Here is a 16,681-nt window from a genome sequence, read left to right as displayed (position 1 = left end):
TCCGCGGCAGAACGCTGCCGGGCGGGATGACAATCATAGGACTAAGGCGGATTTATGAGCATTCTCATCAACAAGAACACCAAGGTTCTCACGCAGGGCATGACCGGCGCGACCGGCACTTTTCATACCGAACAGGCGCTGGCTTATGGCACGCAGATGGTGGGCGGTGTCACGCCGGGCAAGGGCGGCACCACGCATATCGGCCTGCCCGTGTTCAATACCGTGCACGAGGCCGTGCAACTCACGGGCGCCGACGCGACCGTGGTCTATGTGCCGCCCCCCTTTGCCGCGGACTCGATCCTGGAAGCGATCGACGCCGAAGTGCCGCTGATCGTGTGCATCACCGAAGGCATTCCGGTGCTCGACATGGTGAAGGTGAAGCGCGCGCTTTCCGGCTCCAAATCGCGGCTGATAGGCCCGAACTGCCCCGGCGTGCTGACCCCCAATGAGTGCAAGATCGGCATCATGCCCGGCAGCATCTTTTCCAAGGGCTCGGTCGGCGTGGTCTCTCGCTCGGGCACGCTGACCTATGAGGCGGTGTTTCAGACGACGCAGCAGGGTCTGGGCCAGACGACCGCCGTCGGCATCGGCGGCGATCCGGTCAATGGCACCAATTTCATCGACGTGCTCGAGCTGTTCCTGGCCGATGATGCGACCCAGTCGATCATCATGATCGGCGAAATCGGCGGCTCTGCGGAAGAAGAAGCGGCACAATTCCTGCGCGATGAAGCCAAGCGCGGCCGCAAGAAGCCGATGGCCGGCTTCATTGCGGGCCGCACGGCGCCCCCGGGCCGCCGCATGGGCCATGCCGGCGCGATCGTCTCCGGCGGTCAGGGTGGTGCGGAAGACAAGATTGCAGCCATGGAGGCCGCGGGCATCAAGGTTGCCGCCAGCCCCTCCGAACTCGGCACCACGCTTGCCGCGGTGCTCAAGGGCTGAGTTAGATTAAGCCCCTTCGCCTATAAAGGGTGAAGGGGCATCGAGGACAGTGACATGGGTTTTGAAGGCCAGGATTTCGACGATATCGCCAGTGGCGTAAGCCCTGGCTTCGTGGAGGGCCTTTACAAGGTGTTCCAGGTGAGCCCCGAAAAGGTGGAGCCCGCCTGGCGGAGCTGGTTCGAAGGCCTGGATGTGTCCGCATCCGGCCCGAGCTGGGCCAAGGCCAATTGGCCCGCGAAAGATACCGATGCGCTGACCGCGGCGCTCGATCCTACGCAGATGAGCATCGAGCCCAAGCCCGATGCGAAAAAGCCCGCAGCCGCGACGCCGGCCGTGACATCGGTGGATGTGGCGCAGGCGGCGGGCGATGCGATCCGTGCGCAGATGCTGGTGCGCACCTATCGGGTGCGCGGGCATCTGGCCGCCAATCTCGATCCGCTCGGCCTGTCCCAGCATGAATTGCCGGCCGATCTGACGCCGGAATATCATGGCTTTTCCGCCAATGATCTCGATCGTAAGGTGTATCTCGGCGGCACGCTAGGTCTGGAAAGCGCCACGGTGCGCGAGCTGGTCGATATCCTGCGCGCCAATTATTGCGGCAATGTCGGCCTCGAATATATGCACATCGCCGATATCGATGAGCGCCAGTTTCTGCAGGCACGTATGGAAGGCAAGGACAAGGCCATCCAATTCTCGCCGGAGGGCAAGAAGGCCATCCTCACCAAGGTGATGCAGGGCGAGCAATATGAGAAATTCCTCGGCCGGAAATATGTCGGCACGAAGCGTTTCGGCCTGGATGGCGGCGAATCCATGCTGCCCGCGCTTGAAGCGGTCATCAAATATGGCGGCCAGCTTGGCGTGCGCGAGATCGTTTACGGCATGGCGCATCGCGGCCGCCTGAACGTGCTGGCGAACGTGCTGGCAAAGCCGTTCCGCGTGATCTTCCACGAATTTTCCGGCGGCTCTTCCAATCCCGATGATGTCGGCGGTTCGGGCGACGTGAAATATCATCTCGGCACCTCAACCGATCGCGAGTTCGACGGCACCAGCGTGCATATGTCGCTGCTGCCCAATCCATCGCACCTCGAAACGGTGGATCCCATCGTTTTGGGCAAGGTGCGTGCGCAGCAATCGATCCGCGGTGATCTGGGCGAGCATGAACAGGTTCTGCCCGTGCTCATCCATGGCGATGCGGCGTTTGCGGGGCAGGGGATCGTGTGGGAATGCCTCGGCTTTTCGGGCATCCGCGGCTACAATACCGGCGGCTGCATCCATTTCGTGATCAACAACCAGATCGGCTTCACCACCAGCCCGCAATTCGCGCGCTCGTCGCCTTATCCAAGCGATGTGGCCAAGGGCGTTCAGGCGCCGATCCTCCATGTGAATGGCGATGATCCCGAGGCCGTGACCTTCGCGTGCAAGCTCGCGATCGAATTCCGCCAGTGCTTCAAACGCGATATCGTGATCGACATGTGGTGCTATCGCCGCTTCGGCCACAATGAGGGCGATGAGCCAAGCTTCACCCAGCCGCTGATGTATGCCCAGATCCGCCAGCATCCGCCGGTGAGCGCCATCTATGGCGAGCGGCTGATCGCGGAAGGCGTGATCGATCAGAATTGGCTCGATACGACCACCAAGGGTTTTGTCGATCTGCTCGAAGAAGAATTCGAGAGCGCCAAGGGCTATAAAGCGAACAAGGCGGACTGGTTCGCTGGACGCTGGAGCGGGCTGCATATGCCGGCCGATCCCGAAGGCGGGCGTCGCGCGGTGGAATCGGGCATCGACAAGAAATTGTTCGATAGCCTGGGTCGCACGCTGACGACGGTTCCGGGCGATCTGGAAATCCACAAGACGCTGGGCCGCATCATCGATGCCAAGCGCGAGATGTTTACGTCGGGCGTCAATTTCGATTGGGCCACCGGCGAGGCACTGGCTTACGGATCCTTGGTCTCCGAAGGCTATGGCGTGCGCCTGTCCGGCCAGGATTCGGGGCGCGGCACTTTCAGTCAGCGCCACGCCGTCTGGGTCGATCAGCGCACCGAGAATAAATATATCCCGCTGACCACCGTGCCGCATGGCAAGTTCGAGGTGCTCGACAGCCCCTTGTCTGAATATGGCGTGCTGGGCTTCGAATATGGTTTCGCCATGGCCGAACCCAAGACGCTGGTGCTGTGGGAAGCGCAGTTCGGCGATTTCGCCAATGGCGCGCAGATCGTGATCGATCAGTATATCGCGGCGGGCGAGGCGAAATGGCTGCGCGCCAACGGCCTCGTGATGCTGCTGCCGCATGGCTATGAAGGGCAGGGACCGGAGCATAGCTCGGCGCGGCTCGAACGCTATCTGCAGCTTTGCGCGCAGGATAATCTTCAGGTGTGCAACATCACCACGCCGGCGAACTATTTCCATGTTCTCCGCCGTCAGATGCTGCGCCCGTTCCGCAAGCCGCTCATCATCATGACGCCCAAATCGCTGCTGCGCCACAAATTGGCGGTCTCCAAGACCGAAGATTTCCTGGGCGATACGCATTTCATGCGCATCCTTTCGGATACCAATGCGCCCGCGGACAAGGATGTGAAGCGGCTCGTGCTGTGTTCGGGCAAGGTGGCCTATGATCTGATCGAAGCGCGCGATGCCGCAGGCGACAAGAACACCGCGATCGTCCGCATCGAGCAGATCTATCCCTTCCCCGGCGATGCGCTCGCCACGCGCATCGCGCGCATGACAAACCTCGAAAACGTGGTTTGGGCACAGGAAGAGCCAAAGAATAACGGATCGTGGTTCTTCGTCGAACCGCTGATCGAACAGAGCCTGGCCGAAGCGGGCGCGAAGCCGAAGCGGGCGCGCTATGCGGGCCGCGCGGCATCCGCTTCGCCCGCCACCGGGCTTGCGAAGCGACATGTTGCCGAACAGGGCGCGCTGATCGCCGATGCGCTCGGCCACAGCGTCCGTCAAGAAATCCGGCGCCAGAAAAAGGGTTGAGAAACGACATGGCTACCGAAGTAACAGTCCCCGTTCTGGGTGAATCGATCTCCGAAGCGACGATTGGTGAATGGCTGAAAAAGCCGGGTGAAGCGGTGAAGGCCGACGAGCCCATCGTCAGCCTTGAAACCGACAAGGTCGCGATCGAGGTGCCGTCTCCGGTGGCCGGCGTGATGGGTGAGCAGATTGCCAAGCCCGGTGACACCGTGAATGTCGGCGCGCTCATCGCGTTGATCGAAACCGGCGGTGCGGCGGCTGCGCCTGCGGCAGCCCCGGCGGCGAAGGCGGAGGCCGCTGCAACCGTACCGGCGCAGAGCGCTCCGGTGGCTGCGCCAGCGCCGGCTGCACCCGCACCGGTCGCAAGCGGCGATCAGGTCATGACGCTGTCGCCATCCGTCCGTCGTCTCGTGCTCGAATACGGTCTCGATCCTTCGTCGATCAAGGGCAGCGGTCGTGATGGCCGGCTCACCAAGGAAGACGTGCTGGCGGCCGCCAAGAACCAGCCTGCTGCCGCGCCGGCACCGGCCGCGCTGCCGACCACCGAAGATTCGGTGCCCTCGGCTGAGCGCAAGGAAGAGCGCGTGCGCATGACGCGCCTGCGGCAGACCATCGCCAAGCGGCTGAAGGAAGCGCAGGATACGGCTGCGATCCTCACGACCTTTAACGATGTGGACATGACCGAAGTCATGGCCGCGCGCGCGAAGTATAAGGATCTGTTCGAAAAGAAGCATGGCGTGCGTCTGGGCTTCATGGGATTTTTCGTGAAGGCCGCCGTGATGGCGCTGAAGGACATTCCTTCGGTCAACGCCTCGATCGAGGGCGATGAGATCATCTACCGCGATTATGCCGATATCTCGGTCGCGGTGTCAGCGCCCAACGGTCTGGTGGTTCCCGTCATCCGCGATGCGCAGAAATTGAGCGTGGCGGGCATCGAAAAGACGATTGGCGATTTCGGCAAACGCGCCAAGGATGGCACGCTGAAGATGGAAGAGATGAAGGGCGGCACCTTCACCATCTCCAACGGCGGCGTGTTCGGATCGCTCATGTCCACCCCGATCATCAATCCGCCGCAGTCCGCGGTGCTCGGCCTTCACCGGATCGACGAACGCCCCGTGGTGCGCGATGGCCAGATCGTGATCCGTCCGATGATGTATCTGGCGCTCAGCTACGATCACCGCCTGATCGACGGTCGCGAAGCGGTGACCTTCCTCGTCGCGCTCAAGAATGCGATCGAGGATCCGACGCGGCTCTTGATCGATCTTTAGTTAATCCGGTGAGCATGATTCTCTACCTGCGGCGTGCTGATGCGGTCGAAGCCCTTGCATCTGCATCAGAGGAGGATTTTGCTGATTTCATATTTGATGAAATTGCTGGATCCGCGGGTGATCTGATCCATTTCGACAAGGCTTGGCACGCTCTGCACTTTGTTTTTGCCGGGTCCGAAGCTGCAACCGGCACATCTCTTGGCTTGTTGATGAATGAGTGGCCTGAGTTTGGCGTGGACGGAGGATATGGCGCGCCGCGCTTGGCCCCGCCTGCAGCAGTAAAGGCATTTGCGGACGCGTTGGCCGGTCTTTCCGATGAGGAGCTTAAAAGTCGCTATGACCCCGCTGCAATGGAGAGAGCGGACGTCTATATAGCCGACATGCTTGTCGAGGATGGTCTGGAGGACGGATGGGGCTATGTGGCGCAGGGGTTGCCGGCGCTCCGAGCCTTTATCAAGAAATGCGTTGAACATAATTCCTCGGTAATCCTGTATCTTTCATGAGCGCGGCCCCAGCGGAGCAAAATTAAATGGCTGAATATGATTTCGACGTTCTGGTGATCGGTTCCGGCCCGGGCGGCTATGTGGCGGCGATCCGCGCGGCGCAGCTCGGCCTCAAGACCGCGTGCGCCGAGAGCCGCGAGACGCTGGGCGGCACTTGCCTCAATGTCGGCTGCATTCCGTCCAAGGCGCTGCTGAACGCCTCCGAATTGTTCCACGAAGCCAGCTCCGGTCTGCTGGAAAAGCATGGCATCAAGATCAAGGGCGTCGAACTCGATCTGGCCGCGATGTTGGCGGACAAGGACGAGGCCGTAAAGGGATTGACCGGCGGCATCGAATATCTGTTCAAGAAGAACAAGATCGAATGGCTGAAGGGCCTGGCGACCTTTGTCGACGCGCATACCGTCGAAGTGGCCGGCAAGAAGACGACCGCGAAGAACATCGTGATCGCTACGGGTTCGTCCGTGACGCCGCTTCCGGGTGTCGAGATCGACAATGCCAAGGGCATCATCGTCGATTCCACCGGCGGGATCGCGCTGCAAAAGGTGCCCGGCCATATGGTCGTGATCGGCGGCGGCGTGATCGGGCTTGAGCTTGGCTCGGTCTGGATGCGCCTGAGCGCGAAGGTCACCGTGGTCGAATATCTCGATCAGATCCTGCCCGGCATGGATGGCGAAGTCCGCAAGGAGGCCAATAAGCTGTTCAAGAAGCAAGGCATGGATATCCGCACCGGCACCAAGGTGACGGGCGTGAGCGTCAAGGGCAAGAAGGCCAGCGTTTCGGTGGAGCCGGCCGCGGGCGGCGATGCCGAGACGATCGAGGCGGACGTGGTTCTGGTCGCGATCGGCCGCAAGCCTAATACTGACGGTCTGGGCCTCGACAAGATCGGTCTCGCGCTGAACCAGCGCGGCCAGATCGAGACCGGCCATGATTTTGCCACCGCCGTGGACGGCGTATGGGCGATTGGCGACGTGATTCCCGGCCCGATGCTGGCGCACAAGGCCGAGGATGAAGGCGTGGCCGTGGCGGAGAATATCGCGGGTCTCACGGGCATCGTGAACCATGATGTGATCCCCAGCGTGGTCTATACCCATCCCGAAATCGCGGGCGTCGGCCTGACCGAAGAAGCCGCCAAAGAACGCGGCGACGTGAAGGTCGGCAAATTCCCGATGATGGCGAACAGCCGCGCCAAGGCGATCCGCGACACCGACGGCTTCGTGAAGATCATCGCCGACGCTGAGACCGACAAGGTGCTGGGCGTATGGATCGTGGCGTCTCCGGCGGGCACGATGATCGCGCAGGCGGCGCAGGCGATGGAATTCGGCGCGACCTCCGAAGACATCGCCTATACGTGCCATGCGCATCCCACGCATAATGAAGCGGTGAAGGAAGCGGCGATGGCCGTACAGGGCAAACCCATCCACATCTGAGGCGATTTGGCCGGTTCGGGGACGAGCCGAGCCGATCGCCGCGATGAAGCGCGGAACCATTCTGCTCCCGAAACGGTGAATCCTGCGAGAGATTCATCGGGAGTATAATATGCGCCAAGCCGCTTTCCTCATCATCCCCAGCCTACTCGCCATCACGGCGTGCGGCTCCAAGCCGCTCACGCTCGGCGAAACCGCTGTCGACAAGGCTGCAACGTGCGGCGTGGTCGCGGCGGCGGCCGCGCGCACAGTGGCCACGGATATCAAAGCACCGCTGAGCGTGGAGGCACGTGGCCAGATGCTGAGCTATGCGCTGCTGGCAGGGTCCGAGGGCACCCAATTCGCCCCCGAAACGACTGGCGCGGTGATAAAGCGGATGCCCGAACTGGCCGATGCCGTGACCGACACCAATTGGGAGAAACTGGTTGCCCCGTGCGCGCAGGAATTTCCGATCGCCAGTGCCTCGGCACCTCAGCTTCCCACTGATCCGCTGGTGAGTGCCTTGGGCTGCGATCAGATCGGCAGCTTCATGCGCAAAGCGCTGGCCAGCGATCCGCTTTATGAAGAGGCGCAGGTGCGCTACGGCAAATTGGATGCCAAGATGGATGGCAAGGTGGCACCACTGCTCGCCAGCCGCGGCATGGCATCCGAAGACAAGGCCAAGGCGCAGAAATTGACCGCTATGGCGACGTTCGCCAAGCTGGGGCCGCCGGACAAGCTGATGGACGCCTGCATTGCCCGTTATGGCTGAGAGCGCTAAACCGCCGGTTCGCTGAACCGCGCCGGGGATTACAATGCTTCAGACGCTCCAGACCGGCCCCTGGCTTGGGCTGTTCGATCTCTTGGGGATTGCTGTGTTTGCCGCCTCGGGCGCGCTGGCGGCGGCGGGCAAGCGGCTGACGCTTGTGACATTCGCCTTCTTTGCGCTGGTCACCGGGGTCGGCGGCGGCACAGTGCGCGATCTGTTGATCGGCGCGCCGGTATTCTGGGTTCAGGATTATCGTTTCCCCGCCGTGTGCATGGTCATGGCGCTGCTGGTGTGGATCACGCCGCAGCGGATCTGGAGCGAAAAGGCGCTGGACTGGTTCGATGCGCTGGGGCTGGCGGCTTACGCCGTTTTTGGCGCAGCGAAGTCGCTGGCGTTCGGCGTGCCGCCGCTGCCCGCGGTGATGATGGGGGTGATCACCGCCTGTGTCGGCGGTGTCATCCGCGATGTGCTGGCGGGCGAACCTTCGATCCTCTTACGCCCGGAGCTTTACGTGACGGCGGCGGCGCTCTCCGCCGCGCTTTATGTGGGGCTGGTTCTCTTCGGTATTGACGGTCCCCTGGCGGCCGGGATCGCCGCAGTCGCCGGCTTCGTGCTGCGCGGGATCGCGATCCACCGGGGTTTGGCGCTGCCGGGATATCGGCGTTAAAGGCGGGCAACTCTCAGGCGCGATTTTCCCGGCTATGCCATATCCGCAGGATCAGGATTTCGCCCTCCGCAATCTCATGCCGCATTTCATAATGTCCCACGATGATCCGCCGGACTTCATGTGGCTCATAATTATCGAGCTTTTCGCCAAGTCGAGGAAATGCTTCCAGGCGATCGGGGGCATGGCCAAGCTGATTGACGATTCGTGCAGCGGCATCCGGGGCCACGGCCGCGAGAAAATTGTGGAGACGGACCAGATCGGCCGAAGCGCTGGCGGTCCATTTGATTTTCATATCCGGGGTGGCGGCAATGGCGTGTCGGTCAAGAGGCTGTCTGCCCAGGCCACCATCGTCTGATGATCGATCAGACGTCCGGCATCACCGTCATCCAGCGCCTCAAGCGTCATCCGGTGACGCTCTTCTTCCTGATCGACCCAGGCTGCAAGCGCCTGTTTGACAATCCACCCACGTGAACGATCCAGCCGATCGGCCATGGCATCGACCTTGTCCGCAAGATGGCGCGGGACATGGGCGGTCAATACCTTGGTCTCTGCGTTCATAATAATCATCCCGATTCAGAATGATTAAAACCTAATCGATAAGGCAGCGGAACACAACGCGGCACCGTAAGCCCAAAAGCCCAAAAGCGCCTCTGGCACCTCATCGCAAGCCGCCCCCCATTTTCAAATGGGGAGGATTCAAGTTCAACTCGCCACGATTACGCCGACATCGCCGAACCGCTTCGGTTCCAGCGGCGGTTCGGCAGGTTCGGAAAGTTCGCGCTGCCACATGCCGATATCGTGCCACTGGCCGGATTTATACCCGATCTCCCGCACCACGCCCGCGCGGCGGAAGCCTGTGGCTTCGTGGAGCGCGATGCTCTGTTCATTGGGCAGCGACAGGACTGCGATCGCCTGGGTGAAATCCTGTGCGATCAGCGTGGCGATGAGCGCGGAATAGAGCAGCCGTCCCGTGCCCTGTCCCTGAACGCCGCCGCCCAGATAGATGGAGGTCTCCACGGTGTAGCGATAAGCGGGGCGCTCGCGGAACTGGCCGGCATAGGCATAGCCCAGGATCGCGTCGTCATCCTCGGTAGTGGCCACCAGCCAGGGATAGAGACCGTCCGACGCGTTCATGCGCGCGAGGATTTCCTCCGGTGTCGGTGGCTTCGTTTCGAACGAAATCGCGCTGGAGATCACATAGGGCATGTAGATCGCGGCGATCTGCATGGCATCCTTGGGCGCGGCGGCGCGGATCTTGATCATCGGGCGAGCCATGCGACGAGTTGTGCGAACACGCCCTTGCTGCTGTTGGTCATATTAACCCCTGTTTTCGGACATTCGAGACATTGAACGCGGAGCGCCGGCCCCTGGGCAAGACCCTGCGCATCCTGCACCGCCTGAAACAAAGCGAGCGTGCGTTGCTGCGAAAGGCGGCTGATGAGATCGGCAGACCCCTGTTGTTCATCGCCATCCCTGTTGCGGTCCGTCCAGCTTTTCAGGAAAGATGCGGTCAGGCTGGGTTTCTGATCGAGATATTCGGCATGGACCTTGGCCGGATCCAGCTTGGCGCGTTTGGCGGCGTCGGCAATGGCGTCTTCGATCGATCCGAACTGATCGACCAGCCCGATCTGCCGCGCTGTGCCGCCATCCCAGACCCGCCCCTGCGCGATCTGATCGACCTTCGCCACGGGCATTTTGCGTGACTGACCGACCAGCGCGATAAAGCGCGCATAGACATTTTCGATGCTCGACTGGATCAGGGCATCGAATTCCGGGCTGGTGCCGCCCAGGATATCGGGTTGACCCGAGAGCGGGGTGGTCTTCACGCCGTCAGTGGTGACGCCCACCTTGCCCAGCGCATTTTCGAAACTTGGGATGATGCCGAACACGCCGATCGACCCGGTGACGGTGGAGGGTTCGGCAAAGATGCGGTCGGCGGGGGTGGACACCCAATAGCCGCCCGATGCGGCGACCGAACCCATGGAGACGACGATCGGCAGTCCCGCCGCCTTCGCCTGAAGGATGGCCTGGCGGATCTTCTCGGACGCCAGCACCGAGCCGCCCGGCGAATCCACGCGCACGACCAGCGCCTTCAGATTTTTCTGCGAAAGCCCTTCCAGCAGCAATTTGGCGATCGTGTCTCCGCCCGCGGTGCCGGGTTTGGCTTCGCCATCCACGATCTCGCCCGCCACGGTGATCACCCCGATCGCGGGGCCGGCGGAGGGCAGGGGATTGGCAGCGACCCAGGCGTCCAGATTGGTATGCGCAAAGCTGCCCACGGGCTTGCCGGCTTCCGGCCCCACTATTTCTGCGAGACGCTGGCCAAAGGCGGTGCGATCGCCCAATTTATCGACCAGCCCGGCATCGAGCGCGGCCTTGGCCATGTCTCCGCCTGCCGCCAGGATTTTTTCCTGCGGCCGGGCGATGAAGCTGGCGAGCTGCGCCTTGGGCCGTGTGGCCGCCACCATATCCTGCCAATTCTGCCAGAGCGCGCCGGACAGCGCCTGATCGGCCTGTTTGGCCTCTGGCGATTGATCGGTGCGGGTATAGGGTTCGACGAAGCTCTTGTAGGTGCCGACGCGGTAGACATGCGTGGTCACACCCAATTTGTCGATCAGGCCTTTATAATAGAGCCGCGAACCGCCGGGGCCGGTGAACAGCGTCATGCCAAACGGATCAAGCCAGATTTCGGAGGCGTGCGCGGCGAGCTGATAGCTGTCGTCCGAATAGCCGGTGGCATAAGCCAACACTGGCTTTTTGGCGGCGCGCACCTTGTCCACCGCTTCGGCGGCGCGCGCGATGGCCGCCTGTCCGCCGCCCGCGAATTTGTCCAGATCAAGCACCACGACCTTGATCCGGCTATCCGTCGCCGCGGTTTCGAGCGCATGGACCACGTCACGCAGCCTGTGCTCGCGCATTACGGGGCTGTTGCCCAGAAGCGCTGCGACCGGATCGGCTTCCTGGGGCTGCTCCACCAGCGATCCATCGAGCGACACGAGCAAAGCGCCACCGGGAATCGCAACGGGGTTGGGCCGGCCTGAGAGCAGGCTGTAGAGGCCGGCGAAAAACAGCAGCATCAACAGGAGCACCAGCCCGTCCTTGATCGCCACCAGCAATTTCCAGGCCTTGCGCACGAACGACACGATAAGAGAGCCTTTATCGGAGAAACAATGGCCAAGCGCTATAGAAGCGGGCGAAGGCTGTAAACCGGAAGGCACCCGAATGGAGTGGCTCCCGCGCCCCGCCGCAGGGCGCAGGCGATTGGCCGCTGGACGCTTGTTTTTTTATCCGCTTCCCTTGACGGGCCTGGGCACGCGCCACATATGCGCCTCGTTAGCACTCGCGCATGTTGAGTGCTAATTCCGGTTCAAACATCGGACAAGGGGGATGCGGCCAGCCTGGCTTCATGGCCCTGTCCATAACGCTAAGGAAAGGGTGACGCCGATGACATTTCGTCCGTTGCACGATCGAGTTCTCGTCCGTCGAGTCGAGGCCGAAGAAAAGACCGCTGGCGGGATCATCATTCCCGACACTGCCAAGGAAAAGCCACAGGAAGGCGAAGTCGTCTCCGTGGGCACCGGCGCCAAGGCCGAGGACGGCACCGTGACGCCGCTCGACGTGAAGGCTGGCGACAAGATCCTGTTCGGCAAATGGTCCGGCACCGAAGTCAAGATCGACGGTGAAGACCTGCTGATCATGAAGGAATCGGATATCCTCGGGATCGTTGGTTAAGCGCCAGATTTCCTCTCAGTTTTACACATAAGGAACAGACAACATGGCAGCGAAAGAAGTAAAATTCTCGCGCGACGCGCGTGAACGCATTCTGCGTGGCGTGGATATCCTCGCCGACGCGGTGAAGGTGACCCTCGGCCCCAAGGGCCGTCACGTCGTGATCGACAAGAGCTTCGGTGCACCGCGCATCACCAAGGACGGCGTTACCGTCGCCAAGGAAATCGAGCTCAAGGACAAGTTCGAGAACATGGGCGCCCAGATGGTGCGCGAAGTGGCCTCGAAGACCAACGACATCGCCGGTGACGGCACGACCACTGCGACCGTTCTGGCCCAGGCGATCGTTCGCGAAGGCATGAAGTCGGTTGCAGCCGGCATGAACCCGATGGATCTGAAGCGGGGCATCGATATCGCCGTGACCAAGGTCGTCGAAGATCTCAAGGCGCGCTCCAAGCCCGTCGCCGGCACCGCCGAAATCGCCCAGGTCGGCATCATCTCGGCCAATGGCGACACCGTCGTCGGCGAGAAGATCGCTGAAGCCATGGAGAAGGTCGGCAAGGAAGGCGTGATCACCGTCGAGGAAGCCAAGGGTCTCGATTTCGAGCTCGACGTCGTCGAAGGTATGCAGTTCGACCGCGGTTACCTCTCGCCCTACTTCATCACGAACCCGGAAAAGATGCTCGTTGAACTCAACGATCCCTACATCCTGATTCACGAGAAGAAGCTTTCGAACCTGCAGGCGATGCTCCCGATCCTGGAAGCTGTCGTTCAGTCGGGTCGTCCGCTCCTGATCATCGCTGAAGACATCGAGGGTGAGGCTCTGGCCACGCTCGTCGTGAACAAGCTGCGCGGTGGCCTCAAGGTCGCGGCCGTCAAGGCGCCTGGCTTTGGCGATCGTCGCAAGGCGATGCTCGAAGACATCGCGATCCTGACCAAGGGCGAGCTGATTTCCGAAGATCTCGGCATCAAGCTCGAAACCGTCACGATCGATATGCTGGGCACCGCCAAGCGCGTCACGATCGACAAGGACAACACCACCATCGTCGATGGTGCCGGTGATGGCGATGCGATCAAGGGCCGCGTCGAAGCGATCCGTGCGCAGATCGAGAACACCACCAGCGATTATGACAAGGAGAAGCTCCAGGAGCGTCTTGCCAAGCTCGCCGGCGGCGTTGCCGTGATCAAGGTCGGTGGTTCCACCGAGGTTGAAGTCAAGGAGCGCAAGGATCGCGTTGATGACGCGCTTCATGCAACCCGCGCGGCTGTCGAAGAAGGCATCGTTCCCGGCGGCGGTACGGCTCTGCTCTATGCCACCAAGGCTCTCGAAGGCCTCAAGGGCATTAACGACGACCAGACCCGCGGCATCGACATCATCCGCAAGGCCATCCAGGCTCCGCTGCGCCAGATCGCGCAGAATGCCGGCTTCGACGGTGCGGTTGTCTCTGGCAACCTCCTGCGCGAAAATGATGAAACCCGCGGCTTCAACGCTTCGACCGACGTGTACGAGAATCTCGTGCAGGCCGGCGTGATCGATCCGACCAAGGTTGTGCGCACTGCTCTGCAGGATGCGGCATCCGTGGCCGGTCTGCTGATCACCACCGAAGCAGCGATCTCGGAAATGCCCGACGACAAGCCTGCCATGCCCATGGGCGGCGGCGGCATGGGCGGCATGGGCGGCATGGACTTCTAAGAAGTCCATACGGCTCGGCCACCTGGTCGGACAACATAAGGAAGGGCCGGGAGAGCGATCTCCCGGCCCTTTTTTATCCATGGACTGGATGCCGATTGTCGGATTTGTGAGTTTAAGCCGTCACCCTGAACTTGTTTCAGGGTCTATTTCAACGTCGCGACCATTGTCCGCGTGACGGAATGGATGCTGAAACAAGTTCAGCATGACGCCGCTATTTCGCGGATTTTTGGCTTTCCATTGCCCCATTCCCATCCAGCATCGCCGCCGCATCGTTCAGCGCCTGGGCTTCGTCCACGGTGACATGCTCCACCGGATCGACCTCCTGCGCACCGTCGCATCCGGTCAGCCACAGCAAAGCGGGCAGGGCCGCGACGATTGCGCGACCCCCGGCATTCATCAATGCTCGACCTTGTCAGCACCGTCCTTCAATGAATCACCGGCCCTGTCCAACGCATTGGCGGTGGCGTCCTTGGCCTTCGCCGCCGTATTCGCCGCAGCAGCACCCGTGGCATCGGCCACATTTTCCGCTGCGCCCACTGCATCCACGCTGATGTTCGCCACATCGGCCGCGGCATTGTCGATCGTCGATTGCACATCCCCGGTAATCGCATTGGCGGCTTCGGCAGCCTCATTCTGCGCATTGTCGCTGCAGGCGGAAAGGCCGAGCGCCGCGGCAAGAATGAGCGATGCCTTGATGGACGTATTCATTGAACAATCTCCTAGGGTCTGTGGCGCAAGATTAGCCTGTGCCCAAAGCAGCGCGCAATATTTATATGCCGCGCCCACGAAATCCTTGCGTTGACGACATATAAGGAAATCTTTATATGTAATTTCATGAGCGAGCCTATCGACATCTTCCGCGCGCTTGCGGACCCGACGCGTCTGCGCATATTCGCGCTGCTGCGGGCGATGGAATTGTCCGTGGGCGAATTGGCACAGGTGCTGGGGCAAAGCCAGCCGCGCGTGTCCCGCCATGTGAAGATCCTGTGCGATGCGGGCGTGGCGGAGCGCCGTCGCGAGGGGAGCTGGGTCTTTCTCGGGCTGGGCGATCCCGCATTGGTGACGCCGCTGACGCTGGCGATCGACGCATGGCAGCCCGTGCCTTCGCGCGATCACTGGCAGGCCGCGGATGCGGCGCGGCTGGCGGCAGTGCGGGCCGATCGGGCCGCGGCGGCGGCACGCTATTTCGATGCCCATGCCGAGCAATGGGATGCAATCCGCAGCCTGCATATCGCGGAGAGCGAAGTAGAAGCCGCGATGCGCGCGCTGCTCACAGACGAGGCGATCGGCCGGCTGGTGGATGTCGGCACCGGCACGGGGCGGATGATCGCCTTGTTCGGCCATGCGGCGGAAAGCGCGCTGGGCGTGGACCGCAGCCCGCAAATGCTGCGACTGGCGCGGGCGCGGCTGGCCGAGGCGGGTCTGGATGCGGCGGAGCTGCGGCAGGGGGATATGTATGCGCTGCCGCTCAGCGATGCTGCGGCCGATACGGTGATCATCCATCAGCTTCTTCATTTTGCGCATCAGCCCGAAGCCGTGATTGCCGAGGCCGCGCGGTTGATCGCGCCCAAGGGCCGCTTGCTGATCGCGGATTTCGCATCGCATGAACGTGAGGAATTGCGCACCGAAGATGCGCATGTCCGCCTGGGTTTCGCCGATCAGCAGATCGCGCACTGGTTCACCGACGCCGGCCTGGCGCTGGAGGCGGTTCAGGAATTGCAGGGCGGGGAATTGACCGTGAAGCTCTGGCTGGGGCGGCGCACGCAAGATATCGAAAATCAAAGGAAAGCCGCATGAATTTGACCGTCAACCAGCTTGAGGATGCGCGTCGCGCGCTCGATGCGCCGCTGTTCGCCGATCTTGCCGGCGATGCGCAGGTGTCGTTCGAATTCTTCCCGCCCAAGACAGCCAAGATGGAAGAGACCTTGTGGTCTGCGGTGCAGACGCTGGCACCGCTCGGCCCGCGTTTCGTGTCGGTCACCTATGGTGCGGGCGGCTCCACGCGGGAACGCACCCATGCCACGGTGGCGCGCATCGCCAGGGAGACGCCGATCGCGGCAGCGGCGCATCTCACCTGCGTGGAAGCCAGCAAGGACGAGATTCGTGAGATTGCCGAGGGCTATTGGGAGGCGGGCGTGCGTCATATCGTGGCGCTGCGCGGCGATCCCCCGGTGGAGGGCGCGCGCTTCATTCCGCATCCTCAGGGATTTGCGAGCGCGGCCGATCTGGTGGCGGGTCTGAAGGCGATCGCCCCGTTCGAAATTTCAGTGGCGGCCTATCCGGAAACGCATCCCGAAGCGCAGAGCGGCCAGGCTGATCTGGACAATCTCAAGCGCAAGCTGGATGCGGGCGCGAACCGTGCGATCAGCCAATTCTTCTTTTCGCCCGACGCCTTTTTCCGCTTCCGCGATCGCGCGGCGGCGGCGGGGATCACGGACGAGATCGTGCCAGGCATATTGCCCGTGTCCAACGTGGCACAGACGCGCAAATTCGCTGCGATGTGCGGGGCGGCGATCCCGCCCTGGATGGACCGGCTGTTCGAGGGGCTGGATGATCATCCCGCCGCACGCCAGCTCGTCGCCGCCACGATCGCGGCGGAATTATGCGGCAAGCTCTATGCCGGCGGGGTGCGCAATCTGCACTTCTACACGCTCAACCGGGCGGAACTGAGCTATGCGATCTGCCATTTGCTGGGGCTTCGGCCGCAGGTGGCGCAGAAGGAGGAAGCGGCGTGAGC

The 16,681-nt window shown here is 62.1% G+C and carries 17 protein-coding genes; 11 read left to right on the top strand and 6 right to left on the bottom strand.

Annotated features, from left to right (window positions below):
* The first annotated feature begins 54 nt into the window (after window positions 1-54).
* From sucD to FHS49_RS10795, 7 genes are all read left to right on the top strand, one after another.
* A complete protein-coding gene (sucD, locus tag FHS49_RS10825) occupies window positions 55-939 on the top strand; it encodes a succinate--CoA ligase subunit alpha (RefSeq protein ID WP_184018276.1) in 885 nt (294 codons plus the stop codon).
* 54 nt (window positions 940-993) lie between these two features.
* Window positions 994-3,918 (top strand): 2-oxoglutarate dehydrogenase E1 component, encoded by a 2,925-nt coding sequence (locus FHS49_RS10820; RefSeq protein WP_184018274.1) that lies wholly within the window; start codon window positions 994-996, stop codon window positions 3,916-3,918.
* 8 nt (window positions 3,919-3,926) lie between these two features.
* Entirely contained in the window at window positions 3,927-5,183 is a 1,257-nt protein-coding gene (gene odhB / locus FHS49_RS10815) for a 2-oxoglutarate dehydrogenase complex dihydrolipoyllysine-residue succinyltransferase (protein WP_184018272.1), read from the top strand.
* A 14-nt stretch (window positions 5,184-5,197) separates the two neighbouring features.
* Window positions 5,198-5,686, top strand: a complete 489-nt coding sequence (locus FHS49_RS10810) for a YfbM family protein (protein WP_184018270.1) — start codon at window positions 5,198-5,200, stop codon at window positions 5,684-5,686.
* Between the two features lie 26 nt (window positions 5,687-5,712).
* Complete coding sequence (lpdA, locus tag FHS49_RS10805) at window positions 5,713-7,113, top strand: dihydrolipoyl dehydrogenase (RefSeq protein ID WP_184018268.1); 1,401 nt, start codon at window positions 5,713-5,715, stop codon at window positions 7,111-7,113.
* Window positions 7,114-7,222: 109 nt separating this feature from the next.
* The gene (locus tag FHS49_RS10800) at window positions 7,223-7,861 is read left to right on the top strand and encodes a hypothetical protein (protein ID WP_184018266.1); all 639 of its coding nucleotides are present in this window, start codon (window positions 7,223-7,225) and stop codon (window positions 7,859-7,861) included.
* 43 nt (window positions 7,862-7,904) lie between these two features.
* Window positions 7,905-8,525: a trimeric intracellular cation channel family protein gene (locus FHS49_RS10795; protein ID WP_184018264.1), complete on the top strand. Its 621-nt coding sequence runs from the start codon at window positions 7,905-7,907 to the stop codon at window positions 8,523-8,525.
* Window positions 8,526-8,538: 13 nt separating this feature from the next.
* Here the strand turns inward: FHS49_RS10795 and FHS49_RS10790 are convergent, their stop codons facing one another.
* The 4 genes from FHS49_RS10790 to sppA form a co-directional block, all read right to left on the bottom strand.
* Window positions 8,539-8,817 carry a type II toxin-antitoxin system RelE/ParE family toxin gene (locus tag FHS49_RS10790; RefSeq protein ID WP_184018261.1) on the bottom strand — a complete coding sequence of 93 codons (279 nt, stop codon included), beginning with the start codon at window positions 8,815-8,817 and terminating at the stop codon, window positions 8,539-8,541.
* A complete protein-coding gene (locus tag FHS49_RS10785; protein ID WP_184018259.1) occupies window positions 8,814-9,083 on the bottom strand; it encodes a CopG family ribbon-helix-helix protein in 270 nt (89 codons plus the stop codon). Before FHS49_RS10785 ends, FHS49_RS10790 begins: the two co-directional genes overlap by 4 nt.
* A gap of 144 nt (window positions 9,084-9,227) precedes the next feature.
* On the bottom strand, window positions 9,228-9,788 hold the full coding sequence (locus tag FHS49_RS10780; RefSeq protein WP_184018257.1) for a GNAT family N-acetyltransferase: 561 nt from the start codon (window positions 9,786-9,788) through the stop codon (window positions 9,228-9,230).
* On the bottom strand, window positions 9,785-11,668 hold the full coding sequence (gene sppA / locus FHS49_RS10775; RefSeq protein ID WP_184018254.1) for a signal peptide peptidase SppA: 1,884 nt from the start codon (window positions 11,666-11,668) through the stop codon (window positions 9,785-9,787). The genes FHS49_RS10780 and sppA overlap by 4 nt, the downstream gene beginning before the upstream one ends.
* Window positions 11,669-11,969: 301 nt before the next feature.
* Here sppA and groES point away from each other — a divergent pair, with 301 nt between their 5' ends.
* Entirely contained in the window at window positions 11,970-12,257 is a 288-nt protein-coding gene (gene groES / locus FHS49_RS10770) for a co-chaperone GroES (RefSeq protein WP_184018251.1), read from the top strand.
* Between the two features lie 43 nt (window positions 12,258-12,300).
* Window positions 12,301-13,944: a chaperonin GroEL gene (groL, locus tag FHS49_RS10765; RefSeq protein ID WP_184018249.1), complete on the top strand. Its 1,644-nt coding sequence runs from the start codon at window positions 12,301-12,303 to the stop codon at window positions 13,942-13,944.
* 211 nt (window positions 13,945-14,155) lie between these two features.
* On the opposite strand, the gene FHS49_RS10760 is transcribed toward groL, so the two are convergent.
* Window positions 14,156-14,341, bottom strand: a complete 186-nt coding sequence (locus tag FHS49_RS10760; RefSeq protein WP_184018247.1) for a hypothetical protein — start codon at window positions 14,339-14,341, stop codon at window positions 14,156-14,158.
* Window positions 14,341-14,652 (bottom strand): hypothetical protein, encoded by a 312-nt coding sequence (locus FHS49_RS10755; protein WP_184018245.1) that lies wholly within the window; start codon window positions 14,650-14,652, stop codon window positions 14,341-14,343. Before FHS49_RS10755 ends, FHS49_RS10760 begins: the two co-directional genes overlap by 1 nt.
* A 126-nt stretch (window positions 14,653-14,778) precedes the next feature.
* Here FHS49_RS10755 and FHS49_RS10750 point away from each other — a divergent pair, with 126 nt between their 5' ends.
* Both FHS49_RS10750 and metF read left to right on the top strand, forming a co-directional pair.
* Complete coding sequence (locus tag FHS49_RS10750) at window positions 14,779-15,741, top strand: ArsR/SmtB family transcription factor (RefSeq protein ID WP_184018243.1); 963 nt, start codon at window positions 14,779-14,781, stop codon at window positions 15,739-15,741.
* Window positions 15,738-16,679 (top strand): methylenetetrahydrofolate reductase, encoded by a 942-nt coding sequence (gene metF, locus FHS49_RS10745; RefSeq protein ID WP_184018241.1) that lies wholly within the window; start codon window positions 15,738-15,740, stop codon window positions 16,677-16,679. The genes FHS49_RS10750 and metF overlap by 4 nt, the downstream gene beginning before the upstream one ends.
* The last annotated feature ends 2 nt before the right edge of the window (window positions 16,680-16,681 follow it).

This window comes from Sphingobium boeckii, assembly GCF_014199215.1.
GTDB classification, from domain to species: domain Bacteria; phylum Pseudomonadota; class Alphaproteobacteria; order Sphingomonadales; family Sphingomonadaceae; genus Sphingobium_A; species Sphingobium_A boeckii.
The sequence above is the reverse complement of the archived record's forward strand: the minus strand, read 5'-3'. Positions and strand labels throughout refer to the sequence as shown.

What these genes read in the sequence shown, in the direction of transcription:
- sucD (WP_184018276.1), top strand. Translation starts at nt 55, where the DNA reads ATGAGCATTCTCATCAACAAGAACACCAAGGTTCTCACGCAGGGCATG.
- FHS49_RS10785 (WP_184018259.1), bottom strand. Translation starts at nt 9,083, where the DNA reads ATGAACGCAGAGACCAAGGTATTGACCGCCCATGTCCCGCGCCATCTT.
- FHS49_RS10800 (WP_184018266.1), top strand. Translation starts at nt 7,223, where the DNA reads ATGCGCCAAGCCGCTTTCCTCATCATCCCCAGCCTACTCGCCATCACG.
- FHS49_RS10780 (WP_184018257.1), bottom strand. Translation starts at nt 9,788, where the DNA reads ATGATCAAGATCCGCGCCGCCGCGCCCAAGGATGCCATGCAGATCGCC.
- groL (WP_184018249.1), top strand. Translation starts at nt 12,301, where the DNA reads ATGGCAGCGAAAGAAGTAAAATTCTCGCGCGACGCGCGTGAACGCATT.
- lpdA (WP_184018268.1), top strand. Translation starts at nt 5,713, where the DNA reads ATGGCTGAATATGATTTCGACGTTCTGGTGATCGGTTCCGGCCCGGGC.
- metF (WP_184018241.1), top strand. Translation starts at nt 15,738, where the DNA reads ATGAATTTGACCGTCAACCAGCTTGAGGATGCGCGTCGCGCGCTCGAT.
- groES (WP_184018251.1), top strand. Translation starts at nt 11,970, where the DNA reads ATGACATTTCGTCCGTTGCACGATCGAGTTCTCGTCCGTCGAGTCGAG.
- FHS49_RS10820 (WP_184018274.1), top strand. Translation starts at nt 994, where the DNA reads ATGGGTTTTGAAGGCCAGGATTTCGACGATATCGCCAGTGGCGTAAGC.
- FHS49_RS10750 (WP_184018243.1), top strand. Translation starts at nt 14,779, where the DNA reads ATGAGCGAGCCTATCGACATCTTCCGCGCGCTTGCGGACCCGACGCGT.
- FHS49_RS10795 (WP_184018264.1), top strand. Translation starts at nt 7,905, where the DNA reads ATGCTTCAGACGCTCCAGACCGGCCCCTGGCTTGGGCTGTTCGATCTC.
- FHS49_RS10790 (WP_184018261.1), bottom strand. Translation starts at nt 8,817, where the DNA reads ATGAAAATCAAATGGACCGCCAGCGCTTCGGCCGATCTGGTCCGTCTC.
- FHS49_RS10755 (WP_184018245.1), bottom strand. Translation starts at nt 14,652, where the DNA reads ATGAATACGTCCATCAAGGCATCGCTCATTCTTGCCGCGGCGCTCGGC.
- FHS49_RS10810 (WP_184018270.1), top strand. Translation starts at nt 5,198, where the DNA reads ATGATTCTCTACCTGCGGCGTGCTGATGCGGTCGAAGCCCTTGCATCT.
- odhB (WP_184018272.1), top strand. Translation starts at nt 3,927, where the DNA reads ATGGCTACCGAAGTAACAGTCCCCGTTCTGGGTGAATCGATCTCCGAA.
- FHS49_RS10760 (WP_184018247.1), bottom strand. Translation starts at nt 14,341, where the DNA reads ATGAATGCCGGGGGTCGCGCAATCGTCGCGGCCCTGCCCGCTTTGCTG.